The organism is Pseudoxanthomonas suwonensis J47, assembly GCF_000513955.1.
Lineage (GTDB): Bacteria > Pseudomonadota > Gammaproteobacteria > Xanthomonadales > Xanthomonadaceae > Pseudoxanthomonas > Pseudoxanthomonas suwonensis_C.
Genome location: NZ_AZUZ01000022.1, coordinates 23,417 through 34,817 on the forward strand (window position 1 = coordinate 23,417; position 11,401 = coordinate 34,817).

At 67.9% G+C, this 11,401-nt stretch carries 11 protein-coding genes; 9 read left to right on the forward strand and 2 right to left on the reverse strand.

Annotated features, from left to right (window positions below):
• Positions 1 to 73: 73 nt before the first annotated feature.
• Complete coding sequence (locus M503_RS0107185) at positions 74 to 655, reverse strand: superoxide dismutase (protein ID WP_028919729.1); 582 nt, start codon at positions 653 to 655, stop codon at positions 74 to 76.
• A gap of 102 nt (positions 656 to 757) precedes the next feature.
• Here M503_RS0107185 and grxD point away from each other — a divergent pair, with 102 nt between their 5' ends.
• From grxD to ppnN, 5 genes are all read left to right on the forward strand, one after another.
• Positions 758 to 1,078, forward strand: a complete 321-nt coding sequence (grxD, locus tag M503_RS0107190) for a Grx4 family monothiol glutaredoxin (protein ID WP_028918137.1) — start codon at positions 758 to 760, stop codon at positions 1,076 to 1,078.
• A complete protein-coding gene (locus M503_RS0107195) occupies positions 1,075 to 1,836 on the forward strand; it encodes an SDR family NAD(P)-dependent oxidoreductase (RefSeq protein WP_051414362.1) in 762 nt (253 codons plus the stop codon). The genes grxD and M503_RS0107195 overlap by 4 nt, the downstream gene beginning before the upstream one ends.
• Positions 1,833 to 2,432 carry a YhgN family NAAT transporter gene (locus M503_RS0107200; RefSeq protein ID WP_028919727.1) on the forward strand — a complete coding sequence of 200 codons (600 nt, stop codon included), beginning with the start codon at positions 1,833 to 1,835 and terminating at the stop codon, positions 2,430 to 2,432. The genes M503_RS0107195 and M503_RS0107200 overlap by 4 nt, the downstream gene beginning before the upstream one ends.
• 232 nt (positions 2,433 to 2,664) lie before the next feature.
• A complete protein-coding gene (locus tag M503_RS0107205; RefSeq protein WP_155951989.1) occupies positions 2,665 to 5,916 on the forward strand; it encodes a TonB-dependent receptor in 3,252 nt (1,083 codons plus the stop codon).
• Positions 5,917 to 6,100: 184 nt separating this feature from the next.
• Positions 6,101 to 7,480, forward strand: coding sequence for a nucleotide 5'-monophosphate nucleosidase PpnN (gene ppnN, locus M503_RS0107210; RefSeq protein WP_024869843.1), 1,380 nt, complete (start codon positions 6,101 to 6,103; stop codon positions 7,478 to 7,480).
• Between the two features lie 22 nt (positions 7,481 to 7,502).
• Here the strand turns inward: ppnN and M503_RS0107215 are convergent, their stop codons facing one another.
• Positions 7,503 to 8,516 (reverse strand): sensor histidine kinase, encoded by a 1,014-nt coding sequence (locus M503_RS0107215; RefSeq protein ID WP_028919725.1) that lies wholly within the window; start codon positions 8,514 to 8,516, stop codon positions 7,503 to 7,505.
• 225 nt (positions 8,517 to 8,741) lie between these two features.
• On the opposite strand from M503_RS0107215, the gene M503_RS0107220 reads away from it, so the two are divergent.
• From M503_RS0107220 to M503_RS17595, 4 genes are read left to right on the forward strand one after another with little or no spacing between them, the layout of a single operon-like run.
• On the forward strand, positions 8,742 to 9,278 hold the full coding sequence (locus M503_RS0107220) for a GspH/FimT family pseudopilin (RefSeq protein ID WP_028919724.1): 537 nt from the start codon (positions 8,742 to 8,744) through the stop codon (positions 9,276 to 9,278).
• 12 nt (positions 9,279 to 9,290) lie between these two features.
• A complete protein-coding gene (pilV, locus tag M503_RS0107225; RefSeq protein WP_051414364.1) occupies positions 9,291 to 9,740 on the forward strand; it encodes a type IV pilus modification protein PilV in 450 nt (149 codons plus the stop codon).
• 19 nt (positions 9,741 to 9,759) lie between these two features.
• Complete coding sequence (locus tag M503_RS0107230) at positions 9,760 to 10,845, forward strand: PilW family protein (protein WP_028919722.1); 1,086 nt, start codon at positions 9,760 to 9,762, stop codon at positions 10,843 to 10,845.
• Entirely contained in the window at positions 10,845 to 11,393 is a 549-nt protein-coding gene (locus tag M503_RS17595) for a pilus assembly PilX family protein (RefSeq protein WP_037060810.1), read from the forward strand. The genes M503_RS0107230 and M503_RS17595 overlap by 1 nt, the downstream gene beginning before the upstream one ends.
• Positions 11,394 to 11,401 lie beyond the last annotated feature (8 nt).

An 11,401-nucleotide genomic window follows, 5' to 3' on the forward strand; every position in this document is an offset into this window, starting at 1 on the left:
GCCTGCGGATTCCCGGAAATCGCGACGGGTTGCGGGCAGGACCCGACCGGTGCCCGCCGCTCCAGGCCGGGCCTTACAGCGGCCGCAGCCGCGTCGCCGCGGCCGGCCAGTCCACCACCTTCCAGAACGCGTCCAGGTAGGCGGTCTTTTCGTCCTGCCGGTCCAGCCAGTAGGCGTGTTCCCACAGGTCGCAGGCCAGCAGCGGCGTGTCGGTCCCGGTCAGCGGGGTGCTGGCGCCGCGGGTGGCGACGATGCCGAGGCTGCCGTCCGGGCGCTGCACCAGCCAGGCCCAGCCCGGACCGGACAGGCCCAGCGCCACCCGGTTGAACTCTTCGCGGAAACGCGCCGCGTCGCCGTACTGCCGCGACACCAGGTCGGCCAGCCGGCCGGACGGATCGCCGCCACCACGCGGCGACAGGCAGGCCCAGAAGAAGCCGTGGTTCCAGGCTTCGGCGGCCAGCCCGGCGATGCGGCCGCGGCCGCGGCGCACGAGGTCCTCCAGCTCCAGTCCGTCCAGGCCGCTGCCGGCGAGCCGTTGCTGCAGTTCCTCGACGCAGGCCCGGTGGCAGGCGAGGTGGGCCTGGAGGGTGTCCGCCGACAGGTGCGGCTCGAGCGCGGCAGGGGCGAAGGGCAGGTCGGGCAGCTCGATCGGCATGGGGTTCCGGTGGTTCGGGCGTCGGCGCGGCGGCGCAGGGATTACAATTGCAACTTCAGTCTAGCCGACGCGGGCACGCGCCCCCGTCCACGGAGATTCGCAATGGCGGTGATGGAGCGCATCCAGGCCGAGGTCGAAGGCCATCCGATCGTGCTGTTCATGAAGGGCACGCCGGCCTATCCGATGTGCGGGTTCTCCGCGCGCGCCGTGCAGGCCCTGCAGGCCGCCGGCGCCGGGCAGCTGCACACGGTGAACGTGCTGGAGGAGCCCGAGGTCCGGGCCAACCTGCCGCGCTACTCCAACTGGCCGACCTTCCCGCAGCTGTTCCTGCACGGGGAGCTGATCGGCGGCTGCGACATCACCCTGGAGCTGCTGGAGTCCGGCGAGCTGCAGCGCATGGTCAGCGAAGCGCAGTCGCAGTGAGCCTGTTCGCCCTGCCCACCGCCGCCCCGCAGCCGCTGGCCGGCCGCGTCGTCCTCCTCACCGGCGCCCATGGCGGCCTCGGCGCCGCCGCGGCCGAAGCCTGCGCCGCCGCCGGCGCGACCCTGGTCCTGCTCGGCCGCAAGGTGCCCAAGCTCAACCGGGTGTACGACACCGTCGCCCAGGCCGGTCCGGAGCCCGTGCTGTACCCGCTGGACCTGGAAGGCGCCACCCCCGACGACTACGCCGAGCTGGCCGAACGCATCCACGCCGAGCTCGGCCGGCTCGACGGCCTGCTGCACTGCGCCGCCGAGTTCCGCGGCCTGACCCCGCTGGAGCACATCGACCCGGCCGCCTTCGCCCGCGCCATCCACGTCAACCTGACCGCGCCCTGGTGGCTGCTGCAGGCCTGCCTGCCGCTGCTGCGCCAGGCTGGCGATCCGTCCGTGGTGCTGGCGGTGGACGACCCGGCCCGGGTCGGCCAGGCCTACTGGGGCGGCTACGGCGTGGCCCAGCACGGCCTGCGCGCGCTGGTGGAGATGCTGGCCGCGGAGCTGGCCGGCACCCAGGTACGCGTGGCCGGCCTGCAGCCGGGCCCGATGCGCACCGCCCTGCGCGGCCGCGCCTACGCCGACGACCTCGACCCGCGCGCCCGCGACGCCGCTGCCTACGCCGGGGCCTGCGTCACCCTGCTGTCGCCGGCCGGCGCCGCCCATCGCGGCACCATCTGGGCCCCCGAGCCCGGGGACCTGCCGGCATGACCGTGCTTTCGGCGGCGCTGCTGCTGTTCCTGATCCTCGATCCGCTGGGCAACGTCCCGGTGTTCCTCAGCGTGCTCAAGCCGCTGCCGCCGCACCGCCAGCGGGTGGTGCTGGTGCGCGAGCTGCTGATCGCCCTGGGCGTGCTGATGCTGTTCCTGTGGTGCGGCAAGTACGCCCTGGAGCTCATGCACCTGCGCCAGGAGTCGGTCTCCATTGCCGGCGGCATCGTCCTGTTCCTGATCGGCATCCGCATGATCTTTCCGCGCCCGGAGGGGCTGATGGGTGAGATCCCCGATGGCGAACCCTTCATCGTGCCGCTGGCCATCCCGCTGGTCGCCGGCCCCTCGGGCATGGCCGCGGTGATGCTGCTGGGTAGCAAGGAGCCGGACCGGCTGGGTGAGTGGAGCCTGGCCCTGCTGCTGGCCTGGGTGGCGACCGCCGCCATCCTGCTGGCGTCGCCGCTGCTGTACCGGCTGCTGGGCCGCCGCGCGCTGTCGGCCGTGGAGCGACTGATGGGCATGCTGCTGGTGGCCATCTCCGTGCAGATGCTGCTGGATGGCCTGGCCACCTACCTGGGGACGGGAACCGGCGCCTGACTGGGGAGTCAGGGCTTCCGGACAAAAATCCTGTCGGCGTACGGACTTGCGCGTGTTGCGCCGCAATAGATTTTTGTAATGTGATGATCACATCACGTCTCTAGCATGTTAATCTGTTGTTAACCCCTGCAACCATTGCGGGGAAAACTTTTTCCACCTCGTCAGCCACGGGCTGCCGCCCCAAAGCCACCCACCATTGAGGCCACTCATGACCGATAACCGTCGACTCCGGATGTCCAAACTCACCCTGGGTCTGGTCGCTGCACTCGCAGCCGCTCCCGCGTTTGCCCAGAGCACCTCTTCCGGTGTGGGTGGCACCGTCCTCTCCTCCAGCGGCGAGCCGGTCGTCGGCGCCGAGGTGGTGATCACGCACGTCGAGTCCGGCACGGTCAGCCGCGCCACCACCGACGCCAGCGGCCGCTACAACGCCCGCGGCCTGCGCGTCGGCGGCCCGTACACCATCACCATCGCCAAGCCGGGCGAAGGCACCAAGACCGAGGAAGGCGTGTACCTGGGCCTGAACCAGGTCAACACCGTCAACGTCCAGCTGACCGGCGACATCACCACCCTGCAGGGCGTGACCGCGGTCGGCTACGCCGTCGGCTCCGACGTGTTCAGCGCCACCAAGATGGGCACCGGCACCAACGTCAACCGCCAGACCATCGAGGCCCTGCCGTCGGCCAACCGCAACATGCAGGACTTCATCCGCCTCGACCCGCGCATCACCCAGGTGAGCAAGGCCGACGGCGCGATCTCGGCCGGTGGCCAGAACAGCCGCTTCAACGCGATCCGCATCGACGGCATCGGCGCCGGCGACCCGTTCGGCCTGGAGTCGAACAACTTCCCGACCGAGCGCCAGCCGGTGTCGATGGACGCGATCCAGGAAATCAACATCGACCTGGCCAACTACGACACCACCATCTTCGGCGGCACCGGCGCGGTCATCAACGCCGTGACCCGTTCGGGCACCAACGACTTCTCCGGAACGGTGTACTACACCTACCGCGACAAGGACATGGTGCGCGAGGACCTTGAAGGCCGGATCTTCAACGGCTTCAACAAGGAAGAGACCGTCGGCGCCACCTTCGGTGGCCCGATCGTCAAGGACAAGCTGTTCTTCTTCGCCAACTACGAGAAGTACACCCGTACCGCCCCGGGCGTCAGCCTGAGCGACACCGCCTACGGCGCCGGCAACGTGACCGATGCCGACATCGCCGCGGTCATCGCCGCCGCCAACGCGCACGGCTTCGACGCCGGCTCGCTGGCCTCGCCTGGCGACAGCAAGACCGAGATCGAGGAGTACGCGCTCAAGCTCGACTGGAACATCAACGAAGACCACCGCGCCGCCATCCGCTACAACAAGATGGAACAGAGCGTGATGCGCTTCCCGGGCATGGGCAGCACCACGGTCTCGCTGAGCAGCTACTGGTACGCGCAGCCGAAGACCTACGAAACCGTGATGGCCGAGCTGTTCAGCGACTGGAGCGACAACTTCTCCACCGAGCTGAAGGCCTCCTACAAGGACTACTCGGCGATCCGTTCGCCGTCGTCGAACCTGCCGCAGATCCAGATCCGCGGCTTCGGCGCCAACAACTCGTCGATCTACCTGGGTACCGAGCAGAACACCCACGTCAACATCGTCGAGAGCAAGGAGCTGAGCCTGTTCGGCGCGGCCAACTGGTACGTCGGCGACCACACCGTCAAGTTCGGCGCCGACCACCAGGACAACGACCTGATGAACTACTACGGTCGTAACCTCAACGGCGTCTACACCTTCAACAACCTGGCCGCCTTCGTCGCCGGTACCCCGTCGCAGTACATCGTGCGCGCGCCGCGTCCGGACGGTGGCACCTACGCCGACGTCCCGGCCGCGTTCACCCTGAAGAACACCGGCCTGTTCCTGCAGGACACCTGGGCGGTCAACTACAACCTGACCCTGATGTTCGGCGTCCGCGTCGACCTGCCTGACTACAGCGCGCAGAAGCTGCACAACCCCTTCATCGAGCAGGTCTACGGCTACGACAACACCGTCGTGCCGGACGACAAGCTGGTGCAGCCGCGCTTCGGCTTCAACTACACCTTCGACAGCGAGCGTCCGACCCAGCTGCGCGGCGGCGTGGGCCTGTTCGGCGGCGCAGCCCCGAACGTGTGGCTGTCGGGTGCCTACTCCAACACCGGCCTGAACTACGTCGAGTACACCCTGAACAACCCGGGCGCGATCTTCACCCCGGAGGTGAACCCGCCGTACATCCCGGGCAGCGCCAACAACCCGGCCTGCAACCCGATCCCGACGCTGGCCAGCTGCGCCCGCCACAACGTCGACATCATCGAGCCGGGCCTGAAGCTGCCGTCCGTGTGGAAGGCCAACCTGGCGTTCGACACCGAGCTGCCGTGGTACGGCATCGTCGCGTCGGCCGAAGCGCTGTTCACCAAGGTCAACGACGGCATCTACGTCGAGCGCCTGGACCTGTACAACGCCGCCGGCGAAGGCCCGACCGCCTATGGCCAGGACGGCCGTCCGCTGTACTGGAACGCCGCGGGCCTGAACCCGGCCAATGCGGGCCGCTACGGCATCGACCCGGGCACCAACGGCGCCGCCACCAAGGCCAAGCGTCCGAACGGCATCGGCGACGTGCTGCTGATCCGCAACACCAGCAAGGGTGACAGCACCCAGCTGACCTTCGGCCTGGACAAGCCGCTGCAGGAGACCTGGGGCTGGTCGCTGTTCTACACCTACACCCGTGCGACCGAGGTCAGCCCGATGACCAGCTCGCAGAACACCTCCAACTGGGGCAACACGCCGATCTTCTCGGTCAACGAGAACGTGGCCTACGACTCGCGCTACGCGATCAAGGACCGCATCAGCGGCCAGCTGCACTGGCAGAAGGCGTTCTTCGGCGACTACAAGACCCGCGTGTCGGCGTTCTACGAGGGTCGTAGCGGCCGTCCGTTCAGCTACATCTTCTACAACGACGCCAACGGCGACGCGACCAGCGCGAACGGTGCGGGTTACTTCAACGACCTGTTCTACGTGCCGGCCGGTCCTGGCGACGTGCTGTGGACCGGTGGCGCGGCGATGGAGCAGCAGTTCTTCGACTGGCTGGCCAAGCACCCCGACCTGGCGCGCTACAAGGGCCAGGTGGCTCCGGCCAACCGCTTCCGCACCAGTTGGACCAACAGCGTCGACGTGCGCATCAGCCAGGAGCTGCCGGGCCTGTTCCGCGGCCACAAGACCGAGCTGTCGCTGGACATCATGAATGTCGGCAACCTGCTCAACAAGAAGTGGGGCCACATCGAGGACTACGGCTTCAACTCGACCGCTCGCGTGGCCAACTACGCGGGTATCGATCCGGCCACCGGCAAGTACGTGTACAACTTCACCGGTTCGGCGCAGGAGCCGCAGATCCAGGAAAACAACAACGACAAGGGCAACACCGCGGTGTCGCGCTGGTCGGTGATGCTGGGCCTGAAGTACCGCTTCTGATCCCATCCTGGACAGCAACAGACGCAGACGGCCGGGGAAACCCGGCCGTCTGCTTTTCCGGCGCCTGCGGACGAGGGCAACGGACAGCCGGGCGGACCCGGCACTCCGTGACGGCCGGCGCTTGCGCGCGGCCGGCGCCGGTGGGGTAAAGTCGCCGACCGACCCTTTGCAAGCCCGTGAACCCATGACCCAGAACAGCACGCTGCCCGTGCAGGACGCACGCATCTACCCGCGCGGGGGTCTGGACATCCTTTCCCGCCGGGAAGTGGCGCGCCTGCGCGACGCCTCGTCCGGCGGCATGCACGAACTGCTGCGCCGCTGCGCGCTGGCGGTGCTGACCAGCGGCAGCGCCAACGACGACCCGCGCGCCGCGCGCGACCTCTACCCGCATTTCGACATCCAGGTCACCCAGCAGGACCGCGGCGTCCGCATCGACCTGCAGAACGCGCCGGCGATGGCCTTCGTCGACGGCGAGATCATCCGCGGCGTGGCCGAGCTGCTGTTCGCCACCGTGCGCGACCTGGCCTGGACCGCGATCGAGCTGGGCGGCGAAGGCTCCGGCGTCGACCTGCGCACCTCCGAGGGCATCACCGACGCGGTGTTCGGGCTGCTGCGCAACGCGCGCATCCTCGAGCCCACCGAGCCGAACCTGGTGGTGTGCTGGGGCGGCCACTCGATCTCGCGCGACGAATACATCTACACCAAGCAGGTCGGCTACGAGCTGGGCCTGCGCGGCATGGACATCTGCACCGGCTGTGGCCCGGGCGCGATGAAGGGGCCGATGAAGGGCGCGACCATCGCCCACGCCAAGCAGCGCCGCCACCACACCCGCTACATCGGCATCACCGAGCCCGGGATCATCGCCGCCGAATCGCCGAACCCGATCGTCAACAACCTGGTGATCATGCCGGACATCGAGAAGCGGCTGGAGGCGTTCGTGCGCCTGGGCCACGGCATCGTGGTGTTCCCCGGCGGCGTCGGCACCGCCGAGGAGATCCTGTACCTGCTGGGCATCCTGCTGCGCGAGGAGAACGCCGACCTGCCGTTCCCGCTGATCCTCACCGGCCCGACCATCGCCGCGCCGTACTTCGAACAGATCGACCGCTTCCTGCGCCTCACCCTGGGCGAGGCGGCGACCTCGCGCTACGAGATCGTGATCGGCGATCCGGCCGCGGTGGCGAAGAAGATGGTGGCCGGGATCCGCAAGGTGCGCGAGGCGCGCATCTCGCACAAGGATTCCTTCTACTTCAACTGGGGCATCAGCATCCCGCTGGAGTTCCAGCAGCCGTTTGCGCCGACCCACGAGGCGATGGCCGCGCTCGACCTGCACCACGGCCGCCCCGCGTCCGCGCTGGCCGCCGACCTGCGCCGCGCGTTCTCCGGCATCGTCGCCGGCAACGTCAAGGAAGAGGGCATGCGCCAGATCGAGGAGCACGGCCCGTTCCAGATCCATGGCGCGCCGGACATGATGCAGGCGCTGGACGGCCTGTTGCGCGCCTTCGTCGAGCAGCGCCGGATGAAGATCGCCGGCGAATACCGGCCCTGCTACCGCGTGGTGGCCTGAGCGCCGGAGCTACCCGGCGCGGCTACAGCGGCAAGCGTATGGCCGCCAGGTAGTGGCCGTCCTCGATCCTGGTTTCCAGATGGCCGCGGCCGTGGGTCATGGCCTGCAACCGGGCCCGTACCCCGCTCTGGCCGACCTGGTGGCCGGGCTTGCTGGGACCGGTGCCGTGTAGCGGGTTGCGCACGCTGACCTCCAGCCAGTCCCTATCTGCGCGTACGACGATGCCGATCTCGCCGCCCCGGGGGCTGCGCTCGATGCCGTGGCGGATCGCGTTCTCTACCAGCGGTTGCAGCGACAGGACCGGCAGCGTCACCTGTGGCAGCTCGTCCGGCAATTGCCAGGCCACCTGCAGGCGTTCGCCGAAGCGCAACCCCTCTATCTCCAGGTAGCGTCTGGCCAAGGCCAGCTCCTCGGTCAGTGGCACCTCCTGTGGTCCGCCCAGCACCGCGCGGAACAGGTCGGCCAGGTTAAGCAGCAGCTGCTCAGCCTCGGCCGGGCGCTGGTGGACCAGGGCGGCGCCGGTATTGAGGGTGTTGAACAGGAAATGCGGACGCACGCGCGCCCGCACCACCTCGATTTCGGCCTGCTTCGTGCGCAGGAGCAGCTGCCGCACACGCCAGTGATGCAGGAAGGCGGCCAGGCCCATCAGGCCAACCACCAAGGCGATGCCGGTCAGCCGCAGGAACATGGCCAGCCAACCGTCGCGGGCCAGTGGCCAGGGCTCCCGCAGTACCAGCCAGCCGGCAGCGCACACAAGCGCGGTGACCGCGATCAGGGTCACCAGAGCCATCTGCGCGATCCGGGTCGGACGCAGCCGCGCCAGCGGGCGCCGGAACAGGTAAAGCACGCCCAGGGTGGACAGCGACACCCACTGCACCACCAGCGAGGTGGTGCCGAAATAGATCAGGCGGTTGCCATCCACGCCGGGGGCCATGGCGAGGATGGCTGCCAGTCCCTCCCCGGCCAGGATGGTCCACAGGATGACGGGAGCCTGCCACAGGGTGTCGAGTGCTGAAATCGTCGGGGTGCGGGCCATGTCCAGCCGGCTAGCGGAATGCCGGCATCATGCCGGCTCTGGGTAGCGAAGGGTAGCGTGCGGGAGGGTGGGCTGCGGCCTGCTGGCGACCGCTCACGGCGCCGGGGCGTCCTTCCATCGGCCCCGGCTTGGCGTGGCCGGGCCGGGCCAATAGCCTGTGCCGTGCCCGGAAAGGGGAGCGGAATGGACAAGCGGCATAGGGGAAATCGCCGGGGCGGCCGCCGTATGGGTAGCGCTGGCTTCAGCTTGGTCGAACTGATGGTCACCGTCGCCGTGCTGGCGGTGCTCTTGGGCTTGGCCGTGCCAAGCTTCCAAGGAGTCATCCAGCAGAACCGCCTGACCGCCGCGACCAACGAACTGGTGGCCGCTGTGCAGCTGGCCCGGGCTGAGGCCATTCGCCGCAATCGTGAAGTGGAGTTGTGTCCCACGGAGAATGGCAGCACCTGTGGCGGTAGCAGCTGGAGCCGCGTGGCGGTACGCGTGCCGTCGAGCAGCGAGGTCGTGCGCGAGTTCGGCGTCACCGGCAGCGGCATCACTGCGGTCGGCAGCAACAAGGTGGGCAACCGGATCGCCTTCCGGCCCAATGGTCTGGTCAGGGTTGGTTCCGGTGCCAGCATCGCCACCAGCGGCACGCTGTCGATCTGCTCCATGAAGGTGGCCCAGGGCCAGAACACCCGGGACATCCAGGTGGCCGTCAGCCGGGTCAGCGTGGTCAAGCGTGACGGCGGGGCTGCCTGCGCCCAGGTCAAGATCAATGATTGAGGTGTGTCCTCCATGAAGCGACAGCGCTGCACTCCGGCAACCTGCCAGCGTGGCTCCAGCCTGATTGAAGTGCTGGTGGCCGTGCTGGTGCTGGCCATCGGGTTGCTGGGCATCGCTGCCATGCAAGCGCTCACGCTCAAGAATACCCAGAGCGCCTCCGAACGCACGGCGGCGATCATCCAGAACTATGCCATCCTGGACATGATGCGCGCCAACCGCGATGCCGCGCTGGCCGGGCAGTACAACGAGGGTTACCGCTGCGCAGCACCTTCGGATACCAGTTCCCGGGTCGGCGCCGACCGGGCGCTGTGGATCCAGCAGCTCAAGCAGAGCGTAGGCGAAAGTGCCTGCGCCCGTGTCGAATGCAACGCCAATCGATGCGTGGTCGGGGTCCGCTGGGACGACGAGCGCGCCACCGGGGGTGCGGCACAACAAGTGATCGAGACCCAGACCAGGCTCTGACATGTATCGGAAGCAACCCATGAAACCGAGGACGGCGCAGTCCGGTCTCTCTCTGGTCGAGCTGATGATCGCCATGCTGATCGGCCTGCTCGTCGTGGTGGCCGCCGGCGGCGTATTTCTCGCGAACAAGCGGGTATATGCCTCCACCGAAACGCTCAACCGCATCCAGGAAGGAACTCGCGCCGCTTTCGAGCTGATGTCCCGCGACATCCGCGAGGCTGGGGGTAACCCCTGTTCGGCCTCCGCCGTGGTGGTGAACCAGCTGTCGATTGGCAGCAATACCTGGTGGACTGGCTGGATGGAGGGCATCCACGGGTATGACGGCACCGATGCAATGGCGTCGGGTGCGTCGGGCATGGGCCAGTTCGGCAGCAATGCCGGCCAGCGCGTGAGTGGCACCGATGCGGTCGAGGTCCATGGTGCCTTCGGCTCCGGCATCCGGGTAACAGGCCATGCCCAGCCAAGTGCCCAAATCGACGTCAGCAGCACCACTAGCCTGCAAACCAACGACATCCTGATGGTCTGCAACATGGACTATGCATTTGTGTTCCAGACCACCGGCCTGGCTGCTGGCAACAAGATCCAGCACAACGGCGGCAGCAGCCTGAATTGTGCCCAGGAGTTCCAGTACCAAAGCCCCTGTACCGGCACTGGGGCCAGCGGTGCCTTCGGCTACTGTTTCGTGCCAGGAGCCACGCCGTCCGCCCAGTGCATCGGCTATGGCCGTGGTCCGGCCTTCGTGGCCAAGGCCCAGACCGTGCGGTGGTTCGTCGGCAACAACTCCCGTGGTGGCCGTTCCCTGTATCGGGCCAGCCTGGGGAATCGCTCCAACGGAAACACGCCGGATACCCTGCACGAGGCCTACGAGGTGATCGAGGGCGTGGAGGACATGCAGATCACCTATCTGGAGACAGGGGCCAGCGACTATGTCGCGGCCGGTTCGGTGACGGACTGGAGCCAGGTGCTGGCGGTGCGTATCGAAATGCTGGTGACCGGCACCGAGGGTGCCCTCAGTGCCAGGGAGACCCAAGGTGTCGACGGCCAGGCGCTGCGCCGACGGGTAACCCACGTGGTCCAGCTGCGCAATCGCGAGGCCACGCTGTGATGACCAGGCCGAGTTCTTCCGTCCGTCAGTCCGGTGCCACGCTGATCGTGGTGCTCCTGCTGTTGCTGGTGATCACCTTGCTTGGTCTGGCAGCCATGCGTGGCACCCTGATGCAGGAGCGCATGAGCGCCAACGCGAACGCGCGCGCCAAAGCCTTCCAGTACGCCGAAGCGGTGCTGCGCGAAGCCGAAAGCATGGCCGCGACCCGTCCGGCATTACCGGCCTCCGGCTGCTCGAACGGCATCTGCGCTATGACTCCGGTGAACCAGTCGCCGCCGTGGCAGGCAGACGGGTTCTGGCGTTCTGGCGGCGGCTACCGGGTTTCCGAGCAGGAGCAGCAGTCCAACCCGTATAGACTGGTAGCCCGCTATGTGATCGAGGACATGGGCGAGGGTAATGCCCCCTCCTCGAGCTGCACCAGCGACATCGACATGTCCGCGCCGGCTTGCTCCGGCAGTTCCAACGCCCGCAATTACCGTATCACCGCTTACGCGCGCCTGGGCGATGGCGCCGAAGTGGTGCTCCAGTCCAGCTACCAGGTGCCTTAAAGGCAGGT